The organism is Parvibaculum sp. (assembly GCF_030694575.1).
GTDB lineage: Bacteria > Pseudomonadota > Alphaproteobacteria > Parvibaculales > Parvibaculaceae > Parvibaculum.
On record NZ_JAUYUS010000060.1, the window covers coordinates 1 to 23028 of the forward strand.

A 23028-nucleotide genomic window follows, 5' to 3' on the forward strand; every position below is an offset into this window, starting at 1 on the left:
AGATCAGCGCCCCATGCCCGACCAGCGTCATCTGCATATTCTTGTTCATGTGCCTCCCCCTTTTTCGCGCCTCCCCGCGCGCCGGAGCGTCGCCCCGGAAGAGGCGAGCATAGCGCCCTTTCGCTGGCGAAGGCGAGCCCCCGCCGCTAGTCTTTCCGCAAACGGAACGGGAGCAGAAGATGAAACTCGAACTCGAAGGCAAGCACGTCTTCATCGCCGGCGCCAGCCGCGGCATCGGTCTCGGCATGGCGCATGCCTTTGCGCGTGAAGGGGCGAAAGTCGCCTTGACAGCACGCGGGGCAGGGGCGCTGGACGAAGCGAAGGCCGCCCTCGTCGCCGAAGGGGCGAAGCCTGAAAATCTTCTCACCATCGCGGGCGACATGACGGCCTCCGCCGACATCGCCGCCGCGCTCGAGGCGGCGGAGGCGAAGCTCGGCCCCGTCCATTGCGCCATCGCCAATGTTGGCCTTTCGCGCGCACCGCTCGGCTTCGACGTCTCGGACGAGGATTGGGACGCCGACATGAAGCAGAACCTTTTCGGCTCGGTCTATCTCGCCCGCGAAGCGATCCGCCGCATCCTCGCGCGCCCCGCGCCGGAGAGGCAGGGCGCAAACGTGATCCTGATTTCCTCGGTCGCGGGCGTCGATGCCATGGGCACCGCGCTCACCTATGCCGCGTCGAAAGCGGGCATCAACCACTTCACGCGCCAGCTCGCGAAATTCACCGGCAAGGAAAACATCCGCGTCAACGCCATCGCGCCGGGCAACATCCTCTTCGACGGCGGCGTCTGGGATAAAAACACGAAGGAGCGCCCGGAAGCCTGGGAGCGCTGGATCAAGCGCGAAGTGGCGCTCCGCCGCTTCGGCACCGTCGAGGAAATAGCCGACGCCGCCCTCTTCCTCGCAAGCCCCCGCGCCAGCTTCATCACCGGCGAAGTGCTGGTCGTCGACGGCGGCCAGGTACGGTAGGGCAGGGCGGCGGAAAGAACCTCAGTCCTTCCCGATCGTGTCGTCCTTGAAGAGCCGCTTGCGCATCTCCTTGTCGAACACCGGATTGTTCCGCCTCAGCCATTCGAGCACCATGATCGCATGCTCGATTTCCTCGTCGCGATTATGCTCGAGGATCTTCTGGAGGTCCGCGTCGGTGCATCCCTCGGCCCGCTGGTTGTACCAGTCGACCGCCTCCAGTTCCTCCATCAGCGACACGATGGCGCGGTGCAGGTTCAGCGCTTCCGCCGAGAGGTTTGGTTCGTGCAGGCCTTCGCTGGACATGGGGACTCCTGTGGGCTTTGGAAATTGTGGCGGCTCGTTCGTGATCGTCTGTTCCGAGGGCGATGCCTGGGCGGCGGCCGGCGCGGGCCGCCTTCCGAAAAGACGCGAGAAGAAACCGCTTCGGCTCATTCAAGTACCAGTTGGAACCGGCGCCGGGTCAGGCGCGGGAAGGAAGGGAAGTCGGCAAGCCGCTCCCCGCCCGCATTCTTTAGCATGGTCAGCGCCGCCTCGCATTGTTCTCCGCGCAACGATTGGAAAAAATCGAGCGCGCGCTGCAGCATCCAGAGGTCGAACGGAAACACGATCCGCGCGCCCGTCGTGCCTTCCAGCGTGAATTCATGCCGCCCGATGCCGCGCGGCAGCGGCTCCTTGCCCGCGATGAGTTCGGGATGCGCTTCCACATGCGCCGTCAGCGCCGCCGCCGTCGAAAGCAGCACCGGCAGATATTCCCGCATGATCCGTGCAAGGACGGGCGCCAGCGTCGCCGGCACCTCGTCGTTTGCCAGAAATTCGCCGCCCTTCGGATGCGGCGGCTTCATCATCCGCTGCACCCATTTGACGACATTGGGCGCCAGCCGCTTCATGATCTCGCCCGATGCCGGGTCGCGATACTGATGCGCGTAAAGCGGCCCGATCAGCCCGAAATCGCCGATCGAAGGCCGGCTCCCGAACAGAAACTCATGAGTGGCGAAATGCGCGTCGAGTTCGGCAAGCAGCCCCTCATAGGATTTTTCGATGGCCGGTCCCGTCTCCGGCGTCACGCCGAGCGCGGGCAGCGCGCCCGCGAAGGGCTTCGCCGTTTCCTCGCCGGTCGCGCGCTGTCCCGCCTCGTCGAGGTCCGGCCGCGACAGCCGCCCGAATTCCGAAACCGCCCAGTCGCGGTTCTTCGTCCAGCGGTAATGCATCGCCGGCAGCTTCAGCCACTCATCCGCATAGGCCTCGATCAGCAGCGCCGCGAGCTTCTGCCTCGGCCCCTCCGGATAGACCGGCGCTTCGGGAAACCGCGCCTCGAAATTGTCGATGATCTCGGACGAATCCTGCCAGGTCTCGTCCTCCGGCGTCACCACCACGGGGATCACCGGCCAGCCGACGCGCGGCAGGATCACGGTCTTGTAGACCTCCCGCGTCGGCAGCACTTCGGAAAAGGGAATGCGCTTGTAGCGCAGATAGGCGCGCACCTTGCCTGAGAAGTAGCTCGGCTCCGCGCCGTAAAAATCGTAACCCCTGGTCATCCCGCCCCGTCCTTCGCGTTGTTGCCGGTCGGCGCACTTCTATTTATTGGCACTCTAAATGTCAATTTACCCGGCCGGACGGCGCGTCATGGCCGCAGGACTTTCTGCGCTTCCGCTCCCCGCAACACGTCGAGATAAAGCGCCTGCCGGCACTGGTCGAGGCAGGCGATGATATGGCCGGGCCGCTCCCCTTCCATATAGAAGAAGAGGTTGTAGCGCGTCGCCGCCACATTGCTCACCGCGTCGAGCTGCCACACCTCGTCGGGCGCCGCCGCCTGCCCGCCGCTCGCGGTCTTCAGCAGCGCCAGCGCCTGCTCCCGCCTCTCGCCCGTCGTCTGCCCGCCTTCCAGCACCTCGAAGCGGATGCCGTAGCGCGCGTCGAACGCGCCGATGTTGGGCGGCGGCACCGCGCCGGGCGGCATCGCGAGAATGGAGACGGGGTCCACCGAGCCATGCGCCACCCAGGCCTCGCCGAGCACAGGCACCAGTGCCTGCCCCTGCGGCGAACACACGCGCACCAGCCAGCGGTTGAAAGGCGCGGGCATGGGCACGGTCGTTCCTTGGGGCGCGCGGCTGCAGAGAAAATCCTGCGGATCGCTCGCTTCGCTTTCCGCGGCCGGAGCTGCGGTCGCGGGCTTTTCCGCTTCGGTCATGGTTACAGGCGCGGCTACCGGCGCGCTCGTCGTTGCGGCATCGGGCGGCGCCACGGGCACGAGCGCGCGTGCCGCATCCGGCACCGGCTCTTCGGTCATGCGCTTTTCAGGCACGAGTACCGCGCCGGGTATCGCGCCCGGTATCTCGTAAGCCGGTATCTCGTAACCCGGTATCGCGCCCGGTATCTCGTAAGGCGCCTGCAGCGGCTGCACCGTCGCGTCGCGCGCCGCCTCCGGGCTGTCCTTGTCCGGCGCGGTCTCCACCGCCGGAGAAGCCCTCCCGCCGCCCGGCACCGGATCGCCCGGCTCCCACACCGGCCCCGCCTGCGACATCTGCATGTCCGGCACCTCGTCGGAAGCCGCGAGGGCAGGCGTGGCGAAGGCGGTCCCGGTCAGCGCCGCCGCAAGGCAAGCCGCCGTCAGTCTGCCGGAAAATTTCCGCCGGAAAAGATTGAAAGGGATCATCGGCTGTTTGCCCTGCTGGTGGTCGGTCATCATGGCATGCCCCGGCTCGGTCGGAACAGGCTCTAGTAGCAGCCGTCCGCGTAGCACTGCGTCTTCAGCGGGTCCGTTCCGCCTCTCGGCCGGTCCTCGCGCGCGAGCGGCTCCTCCTTGGGCTTGGACACGTTCCACGGCTCGTCCTTCTCCTCGCTCTGGCCGAGCGTCACCACCGTGGCGCCGATGGTGACGGTCTTCTGCGCCGTCTCCGCCGGTCTGCCGCCATAGCCGCCCCCGTCGAGCCGACGATAGCTCTCCTCGTCGGCGCGCGCGGCATAGGGCGCGTCGGAACAGGTATCGAAAAGCCCGCTCGCCTGGCAGGCCGCCCGCGCGGGCGCCGCCCCGAGTATCGTTCCGGCAACGGAAAGAAGGACGAAAAATCGGATCACGGAAAGGCCACGCGGAAATCGAAGTCGGGGAGGGATCTGTGTTGAAGCCCGCAGAATAGCTGGCTTTTTCGGCGTCGGGAAGGATTTGACGCACACAGTCATCGACAAATCAGAACATAACCCTCGTTGAGCGCCGTCGCCCGGCGGACCTAGGCTCGCCTTGTTGGAACCGAGAAGCCGGGTGGGCGTTATGAGTGGGAAGCCGGCGCCCAGATGGAGCGAAGAGCCATGACCACCGTACAGAATTACGATCGTCTCGAACGCAGCTTCATGCCGCAGCCGGCAGGCCGCGCCGCCGCGGGCGCCTTTGGCCGCCGCGTTTTCGGTCGCGCCGCGCCGGCCCCCGCCGACCACCTGGAAGTCGACCGCATTCTCGCCCGCTGCCGCGATCGCCGCATCGAAACCCTCGCGCCGCTCTCGCGCAGGCGCTCGCAGGGCGGTAACGGCGAAGCCCTTGCTTATGTCGCGACGGGCCTCGCGCTCCTCGCATTGTCCGCGATTTCGGTGCTGCCGATCTTCTGACCGGCCACCGCCCGAGTGTACCGGCGGCGGGCTCACCCCCCCCAGAGCCCGCCCTCAGTCAGACCCGCGTCCCCCGAGGACGCGGGTCTTTTCTTTGCGGAAAGCCGAACTCACGTCCTCCCACCCCGGAATAACACCATCGTCATTGCGAGGAGCAAAGCGACGAAGCAATCCAGGAGCCGCAAACTCCGCGCCCGCCGCCCCTTGCTTCCTTCCACCCTCCCCCTGTGGGAGGGTCAAACGGCTGAAAGCCGTTTGGGGAGGGGTAAGGGGCGAACGTCATTGCTCGAAGCAAAAACCACATGTCATCCCGCCGAAAGCCGGGACCCACTCGCAGCGCCTCTTGCCGCAGCGCGGGCCTTGGCCACGCCCGCAAACCCCAAACCGTCATGGCCCGCTTCATGCGGGCCATCCGCGTCTTCAGCCGTAATCGAGATCAGCTTTTCCGCATCACTCCGACAAAACTCTCCACCGGCATCCGCTTCTCCGTCCGCAGCGCGGCGGCGTCCATCGACACCACCTCGAAGCCGTGGCGCGCCGCAAGCGCCCGCAGATAAGCCTCCGTATGCCGGAAGCGCCGCGCCGGTCCGATCTCGAAGCCGCGTGACTGTGCTTCCTCCGACGCACCATCCGACTTCTCGGTCGAGAAGACGAACCAGCCCTTGGGCAGCAGCGCCTTTTCGAGCGCCGCGAACAACGGCTCGAGATCGCCGAGATAGATCACCGTGTCGCAGGCGATGGCGAGGCCGAAGCGCGACGGCGCCGCATCGAGCGCCTTCAGCAGGTCGCCCGCCCTGACCTCCGTATAAAAGCCGCTCGCCTCCGCCGCCGCGCACATGCGGGGGCTGAGGTCGACGCCGAGAAGCGTCCGGCAATGCGCCCGGAAGGCCGCGCCCGAAAGTCCCGTTCCGCAGCCGAGATCGACCGCGTCATAAGGTCCGTCCACGGAGAAATCAGGCGCCGCTTCCGCCGCCGCGAGCAGGATGTCCGGCCCCCGATAGGACAGCGCCCCCGTCATGTGCCCGTCATAGCGGGGCGCATAGCCGTCGAACAGCGCCCGCACATAGGCCGCGCTTGCCCGTGTCGGCGCCGGTTGCGCCTCCAGCTCCGCAAGCCGGATGCCCGCGCCCCGTCGGTCCGCCGGATCGTCCGCCTGCGACGCCTTGAAGTGCCGCGCCGCGCGCCCCGGCTCGTCCATCGAGGCCCAGGCTTCGCCGAGCCGAAAATGCGCCTCCGCCCGCTCGTTCGCCTCGCGTTCGCTCTCCCCCGTCGAAAGCCGCAGCACGCGCTCGAAATCGCCGATGGCGCGCGCGGCATCCTCAGCCGCCAGCCGCGCCGAACCGAGCGCCAGCAGCACCGTCGCCGAGCGTCCGTCGAGAAAGCTCGCCTCGTTCAGCGCGTCGAGCGCCTCCTGGTGCCGCCCGGCAAGGCTCAGCGCGCGGGCGAGAAGGATGAGTGCCCGGGCATTCGCCCGTCCTTCCGCCGCCAGCGGTTCGATCAGCGCCGCCGCCCGCGCCGGCTCGCCGAGGTCGATCAGGCGATGGGCGAGGGAGGCGGCAAGCCCTTCCGTCTCCCGCGCCGCCGCCTCGGCATGGGCGATGGCCCCCTCCCGGTCGCCCGCCGCGATCAGCCGCTCGACTTCGCCGAGAGGGCCGTCGTCCTCATAGGAGGAAATATCGTCCGTAAACAGATGAAATGCCGTCGCCGCCGGCGGCAGCTCCGCCTCCGGCCGGGCCGCACTATCCGGGGATAAGTCGGCGGAAGGAGAGGGTTCGTCGGCGGGCGGCGCGTTGCGCGGGGACATCTTTGGGGGTGCTCGCAAAAAGAGCCGGGCGGGATGATCCCCGCCCGGCTCGATTTATCCCCGGCCTGTTCATCCGTAAACAGCAAACGGGTAATCGGACGTCGCAAACGGATGGCAAAAACGCGTTTGTGACAGTTTATTGACATTTCGATGACAGTCGGGCCTTTTTCAGCCCTTCAGCGTGCACTTTCCGTTGTTGATGACGACCGCGTCCCGCTCTTTCACGCGCGCCCGGAAAGAGATGACGCCCTTGTCCTTCCACACATCGACGGTGACCGTATCGCCGGGAAAAACCGGCGCCGAAAAGCGCACATCGAAGCCCGTGATCTGCGTTGCGTCGTAGCCCAGCACATCGGAAATGATGGCGCGGCAGCACGTTCCGTAAGTGCAGAGCCCATGCAGGATCGGCTTCGGAAAACCCACCGCCTTCGCGAATTCCGGATCGGAATGAAGCGGGTTGCGGTCGCCCGAAAGACGGTAGAGCAACGCCTGGTCGGGCAGCGTCTGCGCGTCGATGCTCATGTCCGGCGCGCGGTCGGGAAGCGTGTGCGGCGCGGGCGCGCCTTCGCGCGGGCCGCCGAAGCCGCCGTCGCCGCGGGCAAAAATCGTGGACGTCAGTGTACAGAGCTTGTCGCCGCCCTTCTCCGCGATGTTCGTCTCCGTCACGATGATCGCGCCCTTGCCTTCGCCCTTGTCCCAGGCGCCGACGACGCGGCTGTCCGTCGTGATCTTCGCGGCAACCGGCAGCGGCTTGTAGAGCGTCAGCTTCTGCTCGCCATGCACCACCATCGCGTAATTGATGCCGCTGTCGCCGATGGCGCCCGCACCCCACGCGATCACGGTCGCGAGCGTCGGCACGGTCTTCAGGTTCTTCTCATAGACGAAGGCGAGTTCCTTCTCGTCCATCGGGTCGCGTCCGAAGCCGATGCCGAGCGCGTAGAGCATCGTCTCGCGGTCGCCATAGCTGAATTCCTGGCCCTCGGCCTTCAGCCCCATGAGGGTGTCGTAGTTGATCGCCATTCCGGCTCCTCCCTTGAAGTTCTTCACGGATTTGTTGGGCCATAGGAAAGCGGTTCCATGGCCCCCGCGCAAGCGTCTTCAGCGCTCGCCGAGCACCTTCCACAGGCTCGTCGCCGTCATGACGTCGTCGTCGCCCACGCTGAATCGTGCGGACACGAAAACGATGGCGCGCGTCTTGCGGTCGAGCTTCGTGCGGCACTCGATGAGATCGCCCGCTTTCGCATCGGCGAGAAAACTTGCCTGCAGGCTCAGCGTCACGCAGCTTTTCCCGTCCGCGCCGCGATTGGCCGCGCCGCCGAGAAAGGCGTCGGCGAAGGTCATCATCATGCCTTCATGCACGGCGCCGCGTTCGTTCACATGCCGTTCGTCGGCGATGAAGCCGAAAATCCTTGTACCATCGGCATCCTCGCGCTCGAACAGCGGCCCGACATAAGCCTCGAACGGATCGTGCAACTCGCTGATCCGCCAGCCTTCGGGCGGCGTCACCGTCACGGGCGAGGGCAGGGGCTCTTTCACTTCCCGTCCTGTTCCTTGATCGCGTAGACGCCGGTCGCCGTCATCAGGATGCGGCTGCCCACGCGCAGGTCGCCCGAAATGAAAAGCACGGTGCGCGTCGCGCGCGTCACCTCCGCGCGTCCCTCCACCTTGTCGCCCTTCTCGCCGGCGCTCACGAAATCGCAATTGACCGAGAGCGGCCGCGTCTCCGCGCCGGGCTGCTTTGCCGCCGCCGCATCCTTCGCGACCTGGCCGAGCACGATCGCGGCGAGCGTCATCATCATGCCGCCATGCAGCCTGTCCGCGCCGTTCAGGTGATGGTCGGCGATCTCGAACGTGAAGACGTCGCGCCCGTCGCGTTGCGCGCGCAGCACCGGCCCCGCATAGGCGCCGAAGCCGCTTGTATCGACCTGATCTGAACTCATGAAAACTTTTCCGGGAGGAGGAAGTTGCGTGTGCGCTCTATCTAGCCGCTTGCGCCACGCGACACAAGAAAAGGGCCCGCACCGGGGTGCGGGCCGAGTTCAAGGAGTCCGAATGAAGCCCCCGGCGCCGCCTCGGGATGGGGGTGAGGGTAAGGCGGCGCCGGGCCGAAGATCGCAGCGGCAGCAGGGGGGATGCACCGCTGCGAATGGGAATGTCTCAGACGCCGGAGAGCGCGTTCGGCTGCGAGATCCAGCGCTCGGGGACGCCGTATTTTTCAAGTGTCCTCGTCACCGCCTCGACGCGCTTTTCCGCTTCGCGCTGCGTCCCGATATCGGGCGAAGTCGCGGCCGCCTCGGCGGGCGTCACGGTGATGTTCTGCAATCCGCGATAGGTGATCTCTTCGGCGGCGGCGCGCAACGCCGTTTCCGCTTCGCCGGTCGGCGTCGTCCAGCCTTCCGCGAAATAAACCGGGAAGACCACGCGCTCGCTGTCGTTGACGCCGTAGCCCGCCGACCGCGGCGCCGCCGGATCGACGGCGCTCACGAACACGGTCCGCATCTCAAAAGCCGCCTCGCTCATGCCGGGCCGCGGCATCGGCAGGGGGCTCGCGGCGGTCGCCGTCTGCGCCATCAGCGCCGCGCCCATCGCGGTCCCGAAAGCCATCCCGGTAACGATCGTCAGCCTTTTCATCTCGATCCCCTTTTCATCTCAGTGCCGGTCTTCCACCAACCAAAATGGCTCTCCAATGTGTTCCCATCCGGATTTTTGGCGGGCGGTTACGGGGAAATTTCAAGGCAATATTGGGGCGCCGCCGCCCCTGTGGATATCTGCGCCGCGTGTTGTTCAAAACCGGACAATCGCCCGCGCAAACCCTACGGAAAAGCGCGGAGATTCCGCTTTGAAGGGGGTGGCAAGCCGTTTATGGTGCGCGTCAAAGGGGCCGGGCGCGCTGAAAAAACCCGCAATTGGCGGGGTGCCAAACCCCCATAAAACGATTTCAACCCCCTTCGGGAGACGTTCATGTCCAGAGAAGCAGTCATTGTATCCACCGCCCGTACCGGTCTCGCGAAGTCGGGCCGCGGTGGCTTCAACAACACCCATGGCGCCGCCATGGCCGGCCACGCGATCAAGCATGCCATCGAGCGCGCGAAGATCGATCCGGCCGTCGTCGAAGACGTCATCATGGGTTGCGGCGCGCCCGAAGGCGCGACCGGCATGAATGTCGGCCGTCTCGCCGCCATCTGGGCCGGCTGCCCGGTCACGACTTCCGGCACCACGGTCAACCGCTTCTGCTCCTCGGGCCTGCAGACGATCGCCATGGCCGCCGGCCGCATCCTCAATGAAGGCGTTCCCTGCGCCATCGGCGCGGGCGTCGAGTCGATCTCGCTTGTCCAGATGGGCGGCCAGAACCTCAATCGCCTGACCGAAGAAAAGCTCATGCAGGAAAAGCCCGAGCTGTGGATGGCGATGATCGAGACCGCCGAACTCGTGGCCGAGCGCTATGGCGTCTCCCGCGAATACCAGGACGAATACGCGCTCCGCAGCCAGCAGCGCATTGCGGCCGCGCAGGCGAACGGCCTCTTCAAGGACGAGATCGTCCCGATGAAGACCAAGATGAAGGTCGTGAACAAGGAGACGGGCGAGGAATCGCTGGTCGACTACGTCGTCGAGAAAGACGAGTGCAACCGCCCGGAAACGACGCTCGAGTCGCTGCAGGGTCTGAAGCCCGTCTTCAAGAACGGCCAGAAGGTGAAGGAAGGCAAATACGTCACCGCCGGCAACGCCTCGCAGCTTTCGGACGGCGCTGCCGCCGTCGTGCTGATGGAGCGCAAGGAAGCCGAAAAGAACGGCTCCGACATTCTCGGCGTCTTCCGCGGCTTCGCCGTCGCCGGTTGCGAGCCCGATGAAATGGGCATCGGCCCGGTCTTCGCGATTCCGCGCCTCCTCGACCGTCACGGCCTGAAGATCGACGACATCGACCTCTGGGAACTCAACGAAGCCTTCGCGAGCCAGTGCCTCTACAGCCGCGACCGCCTCGGCATCGACCCCGAGAAGTACAACGTCAATGGCGGCTCCATCGCCATCGGCCACCCCTTCGGCATGACCGGTGCGCGCTGCACCGGCCACATCCTGCTCGAAGGCCGCCGCCGCAAGCAGGCCGGCCAGAACGTGAAATACGGCGTCGTCACCATGTGCATCGGTGGCGGCATGGGCGCCGCGGGTCTGTTCGAATTCGCGTAATTCGAAACGACTGACGAATTGCAGAAGGCCCGTGGATTGATCCACGGGCCTTTCTCATTCCCCGTCATTGCGAGCGAAGCGAAGCAATCCAAGGCTGCTCGCTCTGTGCTTGCCGCTCTGGATTGATTCATCGTTGCTCCTCGCAATGACGCATGCCTGAGCATATGATCCGCGAACAACGGAGAGTAACCCACATGCGCCACTTCGATGATTTCGTACTCGGCGAGCGCCACGACATTCCCGCGCGCTACGAGATGACGAAGGATGAGATCGTCTCCTTCGCCTCGAAATGGGACCCGCAGCCCTTCCATGTCGATGAAGCCGCCGCCGCGAAATCCATCTACGGAACGCTGACCGCTTGCGGCACGCATATCCAGGCCGTGGTGCTTTTCCTCGCCGCGCGCCTGCCGGAAGAAACCGCCGTCATCGGCGCCCTCGGCTATGACGAGGTACGATTTCACAAAGCCGCGAAACTCGGCGACACGCTCCGCCTCGTCATCGAATGCATCGAGACGAAGCCGTCCTCCTCGAAGCCCGACAGAGGCGTCGTGAAGAACCGCCACATCCTGATGAACCAGTCGGGCGAGACGATCTTCACCCAGACGACGACGCTGCTGATTGCGCGGAAGGCTTAAAGCCCCAGCACCAGCTTTGCCATGATGCCGCGCTGAACCTCGTTCGAGCCGCCATAGATGGAAGCGGCGCGGTTGTTCAGATAGGTCGGCATGAAGACCATGCCCTCGGCGGGCCCGATGGGCTCGACATTCGATCCCGGTGTCCGCGCATCGTGCTGATCGACGCCCGAATAGAAGCCGATGGTCTCGACGGCGATTTCGTCGAGCCGCTGGCGCATCTCCGTGCCGCGCGTCTTCAGCATGGAAGAGGCGGGGCCGGGATTCTTGCCGCCGGCAAGCTCCGCCATCACGCGATGCTCGGTCATTTCCATCGCCTTCACCTCGATTTCGGCTTCGGCGATCTTGCGGGCGAAATTCGCGTCGTCGATCAGGCGCTTGCCGTCGCCCGCCCGTTCGCTCGCCGCGACTTCGCGGATTTTCTCGATGCCGACTTCGAGCGCCGCAGCGAAGGCGCCGCCGCGCTCGAACTCAAGGAGGTACTTCGCGACGGTCCAGCCATCATTCTCTTCGCCGACGCGGTTCTTCTTCGGCACGCGCACATCGTCGAAGAAAACCTGGTTCACTTCATGTTCGCCCGCCAGCGTGATGATCGGCTCGACCTTGATGCCGGGCGTCGTCATGTCGAGCAGCAGGAAGGTGATCCCTTGTTGCGGTTTGCCGCTTGCATCCGTTCGCACGAGGCAGAACATCATGTTCGCGAAATGCGCATGCGTGGTCCAGATCTTGGTCCCGTTCAGCACATAGTCGTCGCCCTCCGGCACCGCCTTCAGTTGCAGCGAGGCGAGGTCCGATCCCGCGCCCGGCTCCGAATAGCCCTGGCACCAATAGTCCTCGCCGGAAAGAATGCGCGGCAGGTAATAATTCTTCTGCTCGGGCGTGCCGAACTTCATCAGCATCGGCCCGCACATGCGAAGCCCCATCGGCGACAGTCCCGGCGTGCCCGCGCGGGTGCATTCCGAGGTCCAGATATATTTCTGCATCTCGCTCCAGCCGGTGCCGCCATATTCCTTCGGCCAGCTCGGCGCCACCCAGCCCTTCTTGAAGAGGATCTTCTGCCAGGCGAGGTTCCATTGCTTGTCGGTAAAGACCGACGTCGTGAGGCTCCCCGCCTCGCGCAGTTCCGGCGTCAGGTTTTCATCGAGAAAGGCGCGCACTTCGTCGCGGAAGCTCGCATCGGCGGGCGTGAGCTCGAGATTCATTTTTCTGCTTCTTTGCGTTGTGACCGGCTGATGCCGGGGCTCAAAGCCCCAGCACCGCTTTCGCCATGATGTTGCGCTGAACCTCGTTCGAGCCGCCGAAAATCGTCTGCGCCCGCGTGTTGAGGTACTTCGGCATCACCATCAGCGTATGGTCCGGGCCGACCGGCGGCACGTTCGCGCCCCATGTCCGCGCTTCCATCACGTCCGGCTGCACGTAATAGGCGATCGCTTCCACGGCCAGCTCGGTGATCTTCTGGTTGGTGTCGGCACCGCGCAGTTTGATGATCGAAGCCGCCGCGCCGGGGTTCTGTCCGTTGGAGAGTTGCGACATGATCCGGTGCTCGGTGAATTCCACCGCCGTCACTTCCACTTCCGTCTCGTCGAGCTTGCGGCGGAAATTCGGATCGTCGATCAGCTTCGAGCCGTCGCCGCTATGCTCTGTGCCCGCCACCACGCGCAGCTTGTTGAGCGCATTGCGCAGGTTGGCCCCGTGCGCCGCGCCGCCGCGCTCGAATTCGAGCAGGTACTTGGCGACCGTCCAGCCGTTGTTCTCCGCGCCCACGCGGTTCTTCTTCGGCACGCGCACATCGTCGAAGAAAACCTGGTTTACTTCATGATCGCCCGCCAGCGTGATGATCGGGTCGACCTTGATGCCCTTGGCGTGGAAATCGTCGATCAGGATGAAGGAGATGCCTTCCTGCTTCTTTGCGGCGTTGGGGTCCGTGCGGACGAGGCAGAACATCTTGTTCGACTGATGCGCGCCGGTCGTCCAGAGCTTGGTGCCGTTGATGATGTAGTCGTCCCCGTCGGAATCCGCGCGGCACTGCAGGCTGGCAAGGTCCGAGCCGGAGCCCGGCTCCGAATAGCCCTGACACCACCAGTCTTCGCCATTGAGGATGCGCGGCAGGTAATAGGCCTTCTGCTCGTCCGTCCCGTGGCCCATCAGTGTCGGGCCCACCATCGAGAGCCCCATATTGGAACTCACCGGCGCGCCCGCGGCCGCGCATTCCGACGACCAGATGAAGCGCTGCATTACGTTCCAGCCCGCACCGCCATATTGCTTGGGCCAGCTAGGCGCCGCCCAGCCGCGCTTGTTGAGCCGCTTCAGCCATTCGACGCGCAGATCCTGGTCGGCCAGAATGCCCGGCGTCAGCCGCGCATGGGCCTTCAGATCGTCGGTCAGGTTTTCAGCGAGAAAAGCCCGCACTTCGTCGCGAAAGGCCACGTCTTCGGGCCGCATGGCGAGATCCATCCCGTCCTCCCTCTGTTCTTGTTGCTTCCGGATATTCCGGTTGTTGTTGGATGCCAGATTAAGGTCATTGCCGCCCCTCGTCACAGACAATTTGTCACCGGCGCCTGCGCAGCCGCGAACAGGGGAACCCCGCCCACCAAGGAACGTTCTGAGAAATGCTGGGGTGCGGTCCGTCACGGCACAGGAGGAGCTTATGCCTCGCGGAGACAAGTCGGCATACACGGACAAGCAAAAGCGCAAGGCCGAGAAGATCGAAGAGAGTTACGAAAAGCGCGGCGTGAAGGAGGATGAGGCCGAGCGCCGTGCCTGGGCCACCGTCAACAAGGAGTCCGGTGGCGGCAACAAATCCGGCTCCGGCCGGGGCAAGAAGGATACAAACGAGGCTGCAAAGAAAGGCGGACGCAAGGGCGGAGCCGCCGCCGCGAAGCGTCCCGCGGCGGCACGTTCTGCCTCGGCGAAGAAGGCCGCCGCCACGCGCAAGAAGAACGCCGCTAAAAAAAGCTGAGCGGTACAGCCGTTTTTGGCCATTTTCCGTCGGAATCCGATCGCCTTGCTGTACACTGAACAAGAGGCTTTTTTCGCGATTCGAGGGATTTCTGTTCCGATTGGCCGCAATGCTCATGCAGTCGGCAGGGCCCGCATGAGCATTGGTTTGTCCGGATGGATTTTGCCAACCAGATCGTCCTGGTTTCAGCAGGTCTGATTACCTTCTCGATTTTCGCGGGCGTCCTGTCCTCGCGGATCGGGGCGCCCTTGCTGCTGGTCTTCCTCGCCTTCGGCATGCTGGCCGGCGAAGATGGACCGGGCGGCATCGTTTTCAACGATTTCCGCGTCGCCCATGTCGTCGGCTCCTTCGCCCTTGCGCTCATCTTGTTCGATGGCGGCCTGCGCACCAGCCGGGAGGCGCTCAACCGCGCCTTCGGCCCGAGCGTCCTCCTCGCCACGCTTGGCGTCGTGCTCACCGCGGGCATCACGGGCGCGGCGGCGAAGTTTCTCTTCGGCTTCGAGTGGAGCCAGGCCCTGCTGCTCGGCGCGATCGTCGGCTCGACCGACGCTGCCGCGGTCTTTTTCCTGCTCCACCTGCATGGCCTGCGCCTCAAGGCGCGCGTCGCCGCGACCCTCGAGGTCGAGTCGGGCGTCAACGACCCGATGGCGATCTTCCTGACGCTCGCGCTTGTCGGCGTCGCCGCCCAAGGCCACGACATCGGCGATGCCGGCGACGCGCTGGACCTTCTCTGGGACTTTCTCTGGCAGATGCTGGGGGGCGCGATATTCGGTCTTCTGGGCGGCTTCTTCGTTCTGCGCGCCGTCAACAGGCTGCAGCTTTCCTCCGGCCTCTACCCAATTCTGGCGGGGGCCCTGTCGCTTCTCGTCTTCGCGATCGCGCAAAGCGCCGGCGCGAGCGGGTTCCTTGCCATCTTCATCGTCGGTTTCATCCTCGGCAACAATCCGCACCGCGCGACGAGCGAGATCGCCCGCTTCTCGGACGGCGTCGCATGGCTCGCCCAGATCTGCATGTTCCTGATGATGGGCTTGCTCGTCACGCCTTCGGCGCTGGTGCCCGTGCTGCTGCCCGCCTTGGCGGTCGCGCTCATCCTCATCGTGTTCGCGCGCCCCTTGGCCGTCGCGCTCTGCCTCTGGCCGTTCCGCTTCTCGCTGCGCGAAACCGCCTTCGTCTCATGGGTAGGCTTGCGCGGCGCCGTTCCGATTTTCCTCGGCACCATCCCCGTCCTCTGGGGGGTCGAGGGCGCGGAAACGATCTTCGGCGTTGCCTATGTCATCGTGCTGGTCTCTCTCGTGCTCCAGGGCTGGACGGTGCCTTTCGCCGCCCGCCTCGCCGAAGTGGAATTGCCGCCCCGCGCCGCGCCCGACCGTCGCGTCGAACTCGACCTGCCCGCCGGCAAAGGCAAGAGTGTCGTCGCCTATACGGTCGATCCCATGAGCCTTCTCGTGCAGCGCGGCGTCAACCGTCTGCCGCTGCCCATGGGCACGACCGTCATCTCCGTCATGCGCGAAGGCGTGGTCCGCACCGAGGGGTTCAATGAGGGCGTCGAGCCGGGCGATGTCGTGATGCTGCTGACCACCCCCGACCTCATCCCGACGCTCGACCGCCTCTTCGGCGCGCGCCGCAAGCGCAGCCAGCGCAAGGATGTCGGCATGGTCGATTTCACGCTGGAGGCGGGGGCGGGCGTCGCACTGGTTGCCGACATGTACGGCCTTGCCTTCGCGCCGGAGGAACGCGAGCTTACCCTGGAAGAGTTCATGCGCTCCCGTCTCGGCAAGGAGATCGGGGAGGGCGCCCGGGCCCGTGTCGGCGAGGTCGAGCTGGTCGCCATGCGGGTGAAGGACGGCGCGCTACGGCAGATCGGACTCGATCTCGACCCGCCGCCCCGCGAAACCTCGGTCATGCATCTTCGCGCCCGCGCATTGGACGTGCTCCGCACGCTCCGCCAGCTCTTTCTGGCCGACCCCGGCCGTCCCTTCTGACATTTCGCCACGCCCGGTCTAGTATGCGCCCAACGAAAATTTTCTCAGGGAGAGCGGCGCGATGGATTTGGGTCTCAAGGGCAGGAAAGCGATCGTCACCGGCGGCACGCGCGGCATCGGCCGCGCCATCGCGGAAACGCTGGCGGCGGAAGGCGTGGATGTCGCCATCTGCGCCCGCAACCAGGATCAGGTCGACGAAGCCGTGGCCGAGCTTTCCGGAAAAGGCGTCAAGGCGACGGGCGGCGTCGCCGATATCGCGGACGGCGAAGGCCTGAAGAAGTGGATCGCCGACACGGCGAAGGCGATGGGCGGCCTCGACATTCTCGTCGCCAATGCGAGCGCCCTCCAGAACGGCAACACTGAAAAAGCCTGGCGCGCCTGCTTCGAAATCGACGTTCTCGGCGCGATGAACGCCTTCGAGGCGGCGCTTCCCTTCCTCACCGAGGCCGCGAAGAAGTCGGGCGATGCCTCCGCCACCTTCATCTCGTCGATCTCGGCCGCCGAAAGCGACAGCGGCGATGCCTATGGCGCGTTGAAGGCGGCGCAGATCCATTTCGCGAAAGGTCTCGCCCGCCAGCATGCGGGCAAGCATGTGCGCGTGAACACGGTCTCCCCCGGCACGGTCTACTTCAAGGGCGGCGTCTGGCACATGATCGAGGAACACATGCCGGACACCTTCAAGACCGCGATGGAGCGAAATCCCACCGGCCGCATGGCGACCCCGCAGGATATCGCGAACGCCGCCGTCTTCATCGCGAGCCCCGCCTCGTCCTTCACCACCGGCGCCAACATGATCGTCGACGGTGCCATCTCCCGCCGGGTGAATTTCTAGGCGAGCGCCATCCACCGCCGCATCGTCCGCCGGGCAAACGCTTCCTGCGGCCCCAGCGCTTCCTCGATCTGCGGCCCGATGAGGGCCTCGATCGTCGGGCAGGGGACGTTGAGCCCCTTCGCGCGCAATGTCGTCCAGCCGTTGAGGATCTCGCGCGTCACTTCGAGGTGAAACTGGAAGGCATAGCTGCGCTCGCCCATGCGGAAGGCCTGATTGGGGCAGGTTGCCCGCGTCGCGAGCCGCGTCACCCCGCCGGGCAAGTCAAATGTGTCGCCATGCCAATGCATGGTTCGCAGCCCCGGCGCCGCATCGTGCAGCAGCGGGTCGTCCGCTGCCGCCGCTTCCCATGTCTGCGGCACGAAGCCCCATTCCTCATGCGCCTCGAGCTTCTCGCTCATCTTGTAGACCGGCGCGCCGAAGGCACTCGCGACGATCTGCGAGCCGAGGCAGACGCCCATCACCGGCTTGCCTTCCTCGTGGAAGCGCCGGACGAGCCGCTTGCTCTCCTCGATGAAGGGATAGCGGTCCGCCTCATAGACGCCCATCGCGCCGCCCAGCACCATCAGCGCATCGAAACCCGCCGCCGCTTCGGGCACGCCGCGCGCTTCGCCCGTCTCCATGTCGCAACTGTTCACCGTGTCGATCTGCGTGGCGCGCGCGCCCATCTGCGCCGCCTCGTCGAGAAGCACGCCGGGCGGCGAGTCGAGAGCATTGACGAGATAGAGAATATGCATGGGCCGGACGTCAGCCCTTCGCCGCCGCGAACCTGTCGCTTGCCCGCACCATCGCGTCGACGATCCCCGGTTCCGTCGCCGTGTGGCCGGCGTCCGGCACGATGTTGAGTTCCGCCTCCGGCCACGCCTTCGCCAGTTCCCATGCCGTGAACATCGGCGTCACCACGTCGTAGCGGCCTTGTGCGATCACGCCCGGAATGCCCTTCAGCTTGCCCGCCTCGCGGATGAGCTGGTCCTGCGGCTCGAACCATCCCTTGTTCATGAAGTAGTGGCACTCGATCCGCGCGAAGGCGAGGGCGAAATGCCCGTCGGCAAAGCGCTTCACGCGCTCGGCGTCCGAATAGAGCGAGAGCGTCGTCCCCTCCCAGATGCTCCAGGCCCGCGCGCAGGCAAGCTTCTCCGTCTCGTTGTCGCCGGTGAGCCGCTTGTAATAGGCCGCCATCAGGTTGCCGCGCTCCGCCTCCGGAATAGGCGCCACGAACTCTTCCCACGCATCGGGGAACAGCGCATCCGTCCCCTCCTGGTAGAACCAGTGCAGTTCCCGCGCCCGCAGCGTGAAGATGCCGCGCAGGATGATTTCGGTGACGCGGGCAGGGTGGGTTTCCGCATAGGCGAGTGCCAGCGTCGAGCCCCAGGAGCCGCCGCAAAGCTGCCAGCGGTCGATGCCGAGATGGTCCCTGAGCCGCTCCATGTCCGCCACGAGGTCCCAGGTCGTGTTCTCGCGCAGCTCCGCATGCGGCGTCGACTTCCCGCAGCCGCGCTGGTCAAACAGGATGATTCGATAGGCGTCCGGGTTGTGCGTCCGCCGCATCGTCGGATTGGTGCCGCCGCCTGGGCCCCCATGCACGATGACGACGGGTTTGCCCTTCGGATTGCCGCATTCCTCGAAATAGATCGTGTGCAAATCGGATACGTTCAGCGTGCCCGTCCGGTATGGCTCGATTTCCGGATAAAGGGTCCGGCGGCTGGCGGCGGCGGGCGTCGTGTCGGGCATCGAGGCATTCCTTACTCGGGACAGCGTGAATCAACTCATTGAATATGCAACGGAAATTCGCCCGGACGCCAGCCGGGCGCTGGCCGCGTTTACCATTTTTTTACTGCGTACCTCACACTACTGATTGACCTCGGGGAACAGACAGATACTATATCTGGACGCGTCGGGCCCCACGGGGGATCAACTCAGGGCGTTGGCGCAATCACGGGAATAGCGCGAGTTCTGCCCAGCGGCACGGGCAGAGAGACGGCGACGGTTATCCGTCCGCCGGGTGGCGATCTTTTGCCTGCTTCATGGCCACATGAGCGGGGCAAACCGGGGAAGAAAAATGCTGAACGATACGTCGAAAGCGGTGGATATGAGTGAGGTCGAAGCCAGTGTGTCAGCCATTATTACAGGCGAGCGGGCGGTGAGCCGCGTGCGCGCTGAATCGCGGCGCGTGGCCGAGCCCGAAATGGTTTTCGGCGATCAGTATCAGGCCGTCCAGCTCGATGGCCGTCCCAGCGTGCGGGTCGATCATGGCCGCGACGCGCTGCTGACGGAGTTCGGCAAGGCGACGCTGCGCGACCGCTATCTGATGCCCGGCGAGTCCTATCAGGACATGTTCGCCCGCGTAGCCTCCTTCTATGCCGACAAGGGCGACGCCGGCCACGCGCAGCGCCTCTACGACTACATTTCCCGGCTCTGGTTCATGCCCGCGACGCCCGTCCTCTCCAATGGCGGCACGCAGCGCGGCCTGCCCATCTCCTGCTTCCTGAACGAAGCCAGCGACAGCCTCGACGGCATCGTCGGCCTCTGGAACGAAAACGTCTGGCTCGCGGCCAAGGGCGGCGGCATCGGCTCCTATTGGGGCAACCTGCGCTCCATCGGCGAGACTGTCGGCGGCAATGGCAAGACCTCCGGCATCATTCCCTTCATCCGCGTGATGGATTCGCTGACGCTCGCCATCAGCCAGGGCTCGCTCCGCCGTGGCTCGGCGGCGGTCTATCTGCCCATCGATCATCCCGAGATCGAGGAATTCATGGAAATGCGCCGCCCCACGGGTGGCGATCCGAACCGCAAGGCGCTCAATCTCCACCATGGCGTGCTCGTGTCGGATGCCTTCATGCGCGCCGTCGAGGCGGATGCCGAATGGGCGCTTCTGAGCCCCAAGGACAAGACGGTCCAGAAAACCGTCTCCGCCCGCTCGCTCTGGATCCGCCTTCTCACCTCGCGCATCGAAACGGGCGAGCCCTACATCGTCTACAAGGACACCGTGAACAACGCGCGCCCCGAGCACCACAAGCTCGCCGGCCTCGAAGTGAAGACGTCCAACCTCTGCGCCGAAATCACGCTGCCCACCGGCATCGACCAGCATGGCGAGCAGCGCACGGCCGTCTGCTGCCTGTCCTCGCTCAATCTCGAAACCTATAACGAGTGGCAGGACCACCCGACCATCATCGAGGACGTGATGCGCTTCCTCGACAACGTGCTGCAGGACTTCATCGACCGCGCGCCGAACGAGATGCGCCGCGCCAAATACGCCGCCATGCGCGAGCGGTCGGTCGGCCTCGGCGTCATGGGCTTCCACTCCTACCTTCAGGCCAACATGATTCCCTTCGAGGGCGTCATGGCGAAGGTCTGGAACAAGCGCATGTTCACCCGCATCAAGGAAGGCGTCGACGCCGCCTCGAGGAAGCTCGCCGAAGAGCGGGGCGCCTGCCCCGACGCCGCCGAATACGGCTTCAACGAGCGCTTCTCCAACAAGACGGCGATTGCGCCCACCGCCTCCATCTCGATCATCACCGGCGGCACCTCGCCGGGCATCGAGCCCATCGCGGCGAACAGCTTCACGCACAAGACGCTGTCCGGCTCCTTCAACGTCCGCAACCGTCACCTGACGAAGCTGCTGGAACAGAAGGGCCGCAACGACGACGACACCTGGTCCTCCATCGTGACCAGTGGCGGCTCGGTGCAGCATCTCGACTTCCTGTCGGATGACGAGAAGGATGTCTTCAAGACCGCCTTCGAACTCGACCAGCGCTGGGTCGTCGAACATGCGGGCGACCGCGCGCCGCTGATCGATCAGGCGCAGTCGGTGAACCTCTTCCTCGCCGCCGACGTCCACAAGCGCGACCTCCACAAGCTCCATTTCATGGCGTGGCAGCACGGCGTGAAGAGCCTCTACTACTGCCGCTCGCTCTCGATCCAGCGCGCCGAAAAGGCCGAGGTCGTCTCGCTCGTGCCGGCAAAGAAGCTCGACGTGCTCACCCTCGACCAGGTCGCGGCCGAAGCGCAGTCGAACGACTACGAAGAATGCCTCGCCTGTCAGTAAGGCGCTAAGCTCATGGCCCGGTCGCAAGGCCGGGCCATTATTGTCTCTACCCTTTGTCGTCATTGCCTGGCTTGACCCGGCAATCCAGAGCCAAAAAATCGGTGTCATTCCGGCGAAAGCCGACGGTGACAATTGAAGATAAACGAGCTGGCGCTCTGCGCCGCATGAAAGAAAACGGGAGCCCGTCCCATGTCCCTCCTCGAAGAACGCCACGTCTACAAGCCCTTCCGCTATCCCTGGGCCTATGAAGCCTGGCTCACGCAGCAGCGCATCCACTGGCTGCCGGAGGAAGTGCCGCTGGCCGACGACGTGAAGGACTGGTCGAAAAAGCTCACCGAGGGCGAGCGCAACCTGCTCACGCAGATTTTCCGCTTCTTCGTGCAGGCGGACGTCGAAGTGAACAATTGCTACATGAAGCACTATTCGCGCGTCTTCAAGCCGACCGAAGTGCAGATGATGCTGGCCGCCTTCTCCAACATCGAGACGATCCACATCTCCGCCTACAGCCACCTGCTCGACACGATCGGCATGCCCGAGGCCGAATACGAGGCCTTCCTGAAATACGAACAGATGAAGACCAAGTTCGACTACATGCAGGAATGGGGCGTCGAAACCAAGGCGGATATCGCCAAGACGCTCGCCGTCTTCGGCGGCTTCACCGAGGGCGTGCAGCTTTTCGCCTCTTTCGCGATCCTCATGAATTTCCCGCGCTTCAACAAGATGAAGGGCATGGGCCAGATCGTGACATGGTCGGCCCGCGACGAGACGCTCCACACCGTCTCCGCCATGAAGCTTTTCCGCACCTTCATCGACGAAAACCCGGAAATCTGGACCGAGGAACTTCGCCGCGACATCTATAAAGCCTGCGAAACCATCATCCATCACGAGGATGCCTTCATCGACCTCGCCTTCGAGATGGGCAGCATCGAAGGCCTTTCGGCGCAGGAGGTGAAGGACTACATCCGCTACATCGCCGACCGCCGCCTCGTGCAGCTCAATCTTCAGCCCATCTACCGCACGGAAAAGAACCCGCTGCCCTGGATGGACGAGATGCTGAACGGCATCGAACACACCAACTTCTTCGAAAACCGCGCCACCGAATATTCCAAGGCTTCGACGCGCGGAAGCTGGGAAGACGCGTTCGAATAGGGGTGCAACTGCGAAATGCAGGTGCCGCAGGCACTTTTCAACAGTTTTTCGCTCCGATGCCCGTCAAATATGAACTTAATGCTTGGACGAATCGCGCGACTCAGTGAATATCGTCGCGAACTTATCCGAGGGAATTCAAATCATGGCCACTAAACCCGCTGCCAAAAAGGCGCCTGCCGCCGCTGCTGCTGCCAAGAAAGCACCGACAGCGCCGACGGTTCCGATGTCGAAGCTGATTGCCGAAATCGCCGAGAAGCATGAGCTCTCGAAGAAGGCGGCAACCGAGCTCTTCAGCGACTTCGTCGAATTGACGGTGAAGAACCTGAAGAAGGGCAACAAGGTCCGTCTCACCGGTCTCGGCATCCTGCAGGTGCGCAAGCGCGCCGCCCGCATGGGCCGCAACCCCGCGACGGGCGAAGCCATCAAGATCAAAGCCTCCAAGAAGGTCGCCTTCCGCGTCGCGAAGGACCTGAAGGAAGCCATCTAAGGCTTGGCCGCTCCGGCACGCCTCTGAATCACGAGAGCCCGGCTCCGCGAGGAGCCGGGCTTTTGCGTGTCCGGTGACTGGAAATCGCCACATTGGCGGCCTAACTATGGGGCCATGCGCTTCATTATCGCTCTCCTCATGGCAACCCTCGCTGCCGCCCCTGCGCTGGCCGCTCCCGTCTGCGCCCAGCGCGACGAGGCTGCGCCCGCACTCTCCCGTCTTCAGGATGCAATGGCCGAAGGCCGCTTCATCGCCTATCAGCCGACCGAGCTGAAGGTGTGGGAAGGCAACCCCGTGCAGGCGAGCGAGGTCTCGATCCGTCGCGATCTTATCCGAGGGATTTCTAATCTTGTCCACTAAACCCGCTGCCATAAAGGCGCCTGCCGCCGCTGCT

24 protein-coding genes are annotated in these 23028 nt (G+C 64.7%); 11 read left to right on the forward strand and 13 right to left on the reverse strand.

What is annotated here, in order from left to right; translation table 11 throughout:
* Positions 1 to 179 precede the first annotated feature (179 nt).
* Positions 180 to 968, forward strand: a complete 789-nt coding sequence (locus tag Q8S60_RS09255; RefSeq protein WP_305275906.1) for an SDR family NAD(P)-dependent oxidoreductase — start codon at positions 180 to 182, stop codon at positions 966 to 968.
* A gap of 21 nt (positions 969 to 989) precedes the next feature.
* On the opposite strand, the gene Q8S60_RS09260 is transcribed toward Q8S60_RS09255, so the two are convergent.
* From Q8S60_RS09260 to Q8S60_RS09275, 4 genes are all read right to left on the reverse strand, one after another.
* Entirely contained in the window at positions 990 to 1271 is a 282-nt protein-coding gene (locus Q8S60_RS09260; protein WP_305275907.1) for a ferritin, read from the reverse strand.
* Between the two features lie 125 nt (positions 1272 to 1396).
* The gene (locus tag Q8S60_RS09265) at positions 1397 to 2503 is read right to left on the reverse strand and encodes a glutathione S-transferase family protein (protein WP_305275908.1); all 1107 of its coding nucleotides are present in this window, start codon (positions 2501 to 2503) and stop codon (positions 1397 to 1399) included.
* Between the two features lie 86 nt (positions 2504 to 2589).
* Entirely contained in the window at positions 2590 to 3654 is a 1065-nt protein-coding gene (locus tag Q8S60_RS09270) for a hypothetical protein (protein WP_305668489.1), read from the reverse strand.
* Positions 3655 to 3683: 29 nt separating this feature from the next.
* Positions 3684 to 4043: a hypothetical protein gene (locus tag Q8S60_RS09275; protein ID WP_305275910.1), complete on the reverse strand. Its 360-nt coding sequence runs from the start codon at positions 4041 to 4043 to the stop codon at positions 3684 to 3686.
* Positions 4044 to 4271: 228 nt separating this feature from the next.
* On the opposite strand from Q8S60_RS09275, the gene Q8S60_RS09280 reads away from it, so the two are divergent.
* Positions 4272 to 4565 carry a hypothetical protein gene (locus tag Q8S60_RS09280; RefSeq protein WP_305275911.1) on the forward strand — a complete coding sequence of 98 codons (294 nt, stop codon included), beginning with the start codon at positions 4272 to 4274 and terminating at the stop codon, positions 4563 to 4565.
* Positions 4566 to 5001: 436 nt separating this feature from the next.
* On the opposite strand, the gene Q8S60_RS09285 is transcribed toward Q8S60_RS09280, so the two are convergent.
* The 5 genes from Q8S60_RS09285 to Q8S60_RS09305 form a co-directional block, all read right to left on the reverse strand.
* A complete protein-coding gene (locus Q8S60_RS09285) occupies positions 5002 to 6369 on the reverse strand; it encodes a methyltransferase domain-containing protein (RefSeq protein ID WP_305275912.1) in 1368 nt (455 codons plus the stop codon).
* A 168-nt stretch (positions 6370 to 6537) separates the two neighbouring features.
* Positions 6538 to 7389, reverse strand: coding sequence for a MaoC/PaaZ C-terminal domain-containing protein (locus Q8S60_RS09290; protein ID WP_305275913.1), 852 nt, complete (start codon positions 7387 to 7389; stop codon positions 6538 to 6540).
* Between the two features lie 78 nt (positions 7390 to 7467).
* Entirely contained in the window at positions 7468 to 7905 is a 438-nt protein-coding gene (locus tag Q8S60_RS09295; protein WP_305275914.1) for a PaaI family thioesterase, read from the reverse strand.
* Positions 7902 to 8309: a PaaI family thioesterase gene (locus tag Q8S60_RS09300; protein ID WP_305275915.1), complete on the reverse strand. Its 408-nt coding sequence runs from the start codon at positions 8307 to 8309 to the stop codon at positions 7902 to 7904. Before Q8S60_RS09300 ends, Q8S60_RS09295 begins: the two co-directional genes overlap by 4 nt.
* A 217-nt stretch (positions 8310 to 8526) precedes the next feature.
* Entirely contained in the window at positions 8527 to 9000 is a 474-nt protein-coding gene (locus Q8S60_RS09305; protein WP_305275916.1) for a hypothetical protein, read from the reverse strand.
* Between the two features lie 330 nt (positions 9001 to 9330).
* On the opposite strand from Q8S60_RS09305, the gene Q8S60_RS09310 reads away from it, so the two are divergent.
* Positions 9331 to 10551: an acetyl-CoA C-acyltransferase gene (locus Q8S60_RS09310; RefSeq protein ID WP_305325813.1), complete on the forward strand. Its 1221-nt coding sequence runs from the start codon at positions 9331 to 9333 to the stop codon at positions 10549 to 10551.
* A 194-nt stretch (positions 10552 to 10745) separates the two neighbouring features.
* A complete protein-coding gene (locus Q8S60_RS09315) occupies positions 10746 to 11186 on the forward strand; it encodes a MaoC/PaaZ C-terminal domain-containing protein (RefSeq protein WP_305275918.1) in 441 nt (146 codons plus the stop codon).
* Here the strand turns inward: Q8S60_RS09315 and Q8S60_RS09320 are convergent.
* Both Q8S60_RS09320 and Q8S60_RS09325 read right to left on the reverse strand, forming a co-directional pair.
* The gene (locus Q8S60_RS09320; protein ID WP_305275919.1) at positions 11183 to 12385 is read right to left on the reverse strand and encodes an acyl-CoA dehydrogenase family protein; all 1203 of its coding nucleotides are present in this window, start codon (positions 12383 to 12385) and stop codon (positions 11183 to 11185) included. The two genes, Q8S60_RS09315 and Q8S60_RS09320, sit on opposite strands and share 4 nt — an antisense overlap.
* 40 nt (positions 12386 to 12425) lie before the next feature.
* Positions 12426 to 13637: an acyl-CoA dehydrogenase family protein gene (locus Q8S60_RS09325; protein WP_305275920.1), complete on the reverse strand. Its 1212-nt coding sequence runs from the start codon at positions 13635 to 13637 to the stop codon at positions 12426 to 12428.
* Positions 13638 to 13830: 193 nt separating this feature from the next.
* On the opposite strand from Q8S60_RS09325, the gene Q8S60_RS09330 reads away from it, so the two are divergent.
* The 3 genes from Q8S60_RS09330 (at position 13831) to Q8S60_RS09340 (ending at position 16956) form a co-directional block, all read left to right on the forward strand.
* Entirely contained in the window at positions 13831 to 14142 is a 312-nt protein-coding gene (locus tag Q8S60_RS09330; RefSeq protein WP_305275921.1) for a plasmid stabilization protein, read from the forward strand.
* Between the two features lie 155 nt (positions 14143 to 14297).
* A complete protein-coding gene (locus Q8S60_RS09335) occupies positions 14298 to 16124 on the forward strand; it encodes a potassium/proton antiporter (RefSeq protein ID WP_305275922.1) in 1827 nt (608 codons plus the stop codon).
* A gap of 61 nt (positions 16125 to 16185) precedes the next feature.
* Positions 16186 to 16956, forward strand: a complete 771-nt coding sequence (locus Q8S60_RS09340) for an SDR family NAD(P)-dependent oxidoreductase (protein WP_305275923.1) — start codon at positions 16186 to 16188, stop codon at positions 16954 to 16956.
* Here Q8S60_RS09340 and Q8S60_RS09345 read toward each other — a convergent pair.
* Positions 16953 to 17690: a type 1 glutamine amidotransferase gene (locus tag Q8S60_RS09345; protein ID WP_305275924.1), complete on the reverse strand. Its 738-nt coding sequence runs from the start codon at positions 17688 to 17690 to the stop codon at positions 16953 to 16955. The genes Q8S60_RS09340 and Q8S60_RS09345 overlap by 4 nt on opposite strands.
* Positions 17691 to 17700: 10 nt before the next feature.
* Positions 17701 to 18684 (reverse strand): prolyl aminopeptidase, encoded by a 984-nt coding sequence (gene pip, locus Q8S60_RS09350; protein ID WP_305275925.1) that lies wholly within the window; start codon positions 18682 to 18684, stop codon positions 17701 to 17703.
* Between the two features lie 328 nt (positions 18685 to 19012).
* On the opposite strand from pip, the gene Q8S60_RS09355 reads away from it, so the two are divergent.
* From Q8S60_RS09355 to Q8S60_RS09370, 4 genes are all read left to right on the forward strand, one after another.
* The gene (locus Q8S60_RS09355) at positions 19013 to 20998 is read left to right on the forward strand and encodes a ribonucleoside-diphosphate reductase subunit alpha (protein WP_305275926.1); all 1986 of its coding nucleotides are present in this window, start codon (positions 19013 to 19015) and stop codon (positions 20996 to 20998) included.
* Positions 20999 to 21187: 189 nt separating this feature from the next.
* The gene (locus Q8S60_RS09360) at positions 21188 to 22147 is read left to right on the forward strand and encodes a ribonucleotide-diphosphate reductase subunit beta (protein ID WP_305275927.1); all 960 of its coding nucleotides are present in this window, start codon (positions 21188 to 21190) and stop codon (positions 22145 to 22147) included.
* A 142-nt stretch (positions 22148 to 22289) separates the two neighbouring features.
* Complete coding sequence (locus tag Q8S60_RS09365; RefSeq protein ID WP_305275928.1) at positions 22290 to 22634, forward strand: HU family DNA-binding protein; 345 nt, start codon at positions 22290 to 22292, stop codon at positions 22632 to 22634.
* 114 nt (positions 22635 to 22748) lie between these two features.
* Complete coding sequence (locus Q8S60_RS09370; protein WP_305668490.1) at positions 22749 to 22994, forward strand: hypothetical protein; 246 nt, start codon at positions 22749 to 22751, stop codon at positions 22992 to 22994.
* The last annotated feature ends 34 nt before the right edge of the window (positions 22995 to 23028 follow it).

Bases quoted from the DNA above. Each gene is read 5' to 3' on its own strand.
- Q8S60_RS09310 (WP_305325813.1), top strand. From the start codon at position 9,331: ATGTCCAGAGAAGCAGTCATTGTATCCACCGCCCGTACCGGTCTCGCG.
- Q8S60_RS09315 (WP_305275918.1), top strand. From the start codon at position 10,746: ATGCGCCACTTCGATGATTTCGTACTCGGCGAGCGCCACGACATTCCC.
- Q8S60_RS09360 (WP_305275927.1), top strand. From the start codon at position 21,188: ATGTCCCTCCTCGAAGAACGCCACGTCTACAAGCCCTTCCGCTATCCC.
- pip (WP_305275925.1), bottom strand. From the start codon at position 18,684: ATGCCCGACACGACGCCCGCCGCCGCCAGCCGCCGGACCCTTTATCCG.
- Q8S60_RS09340 (WP_305275923.1), top strand. From the start codon at position 16,186: ATGGATTTGGGTCTCAAGGGCAGGAAAGCGATCGTCACCGGCGGCACG.
- Q8S60_RS09365 (WP_305275928.1), top strand. From the start codon at position 22,290: ATGGCCACTAAACCCGCTGCCAAAAAGGCGCCTGCCGCCGCTGCTGCT.
- Q8S60_RS09370 (WP_305668490.1), top strand. From the start codon at position 22,749: ATGCGCTTCATTATCGCTCTCCTCATGGCAACCCTCGCTGCCGCCCCT.
- Q8S60_RS09280 (WP_305275911.1), top strand. From the start codon at position 4,272: ATGACCACCGTACAGAATTACGATCGTCTCGAACGCAGCTTCATGCCG.
- Q8S60_RS09270 (WP_305668489.1), bottom strand. From the start codon at position 3,654: ATGATGACCGACCACCAGCAGGGCAAACAGCCGATGATCCCTTTCAAT.
- Q8S60_RS09290 (WP_305275913.1), bottom strand. From the start codon at position 7,389: ATGGCGATCAACTACGACACCCTCATGGGGCTGAAGGCCGAGGGCCAG.
- Q8S60_RS09255 (WP_305275906.1), top strand. From the start codon at position 180: ATGAAACTCGAACTCGAAGGCAAGCACGTCTTCATCGCCGGCGCCAGC.
- Q8S60_RS09265 (WP_305275908.1), bottom strand. From the start codon at position 2,503: ATGACCAGGGGTTACGATTTTTACGGCGCGGAGCCGAGCTACTTCTCA.
- Q8S60_RS09345 (WP_305275924.1), bottom strand. From the start codon at position 17,690: ATGCATATTCTCTATCTCGTCAATGCTCTCGACTCGCCGCCCGGCGTG.
- Q8S60_RS09320 (WP_305275919.1), bottom strand. From the start codon at position 12,385: ATGAATCTCGAGCTCACGCCCGCCGATGCGAGCTTCCGCGACGAAGTG.
- Q8S60_RS09325 (WP_305275920.1), bottom strand. From the start codon at position 13,637: ATGGATCTCGCCATGCGGCCCGAAGACGTGGCCTTTCGCGACGAAGTG.
- Q8S60_RS09300 (WP_305275915.1), bottom strand. From the start codon at position 8,309: ATGAGTTCAGATCAGGTCGATACAAGCGGCTTCGGCGCCTATGCGGGG.
- Q8S60_RS09305 (WP_305275916.1), bottom strand. From the start codon at position 9,000: ATGAAAAGGCTGACGATCGTTACCGGGATGGCTTTCGGGACCGCGATG.
- Q8S60_RS09335 (WP_305275922.1), top strand. From the start codon at position 14,298: ATGGATTTTGCCAACCAGATCGTCCTGGTTTCAGCAGGTCTGATTACC.
- Q8S60_RS09330 (WP_305275921.1), top strand. From the start codon at position 13,831: ATGCCTCGCGGAGACAAGTCGGCATACACGGACAAGCAAAAGCGCAAG.
- Q8S60_RS09355 (WP_305275926.1), top strand. From the start codon at position 19,013: ATGCTGAACGATACGTCGAAAGCGGTGGATATGAGTGAGGTCGAAGCC.
- Q8S60_RS09260 (WP_305275907.1), bottom strand. From the start codon at position 1,271: ATGTCCAGCGAAGGCCTGCACGAACCAAACCTCTCGGCGGAAGCGCTG.
- Q8S60_RS09285 (WP_305275912.1), bottom strand. From the start codon at position 6,369: ATGTCCCCGCGCAACGCGCCGCCCGCCGACGAACCCTCTCCTTCCGCC.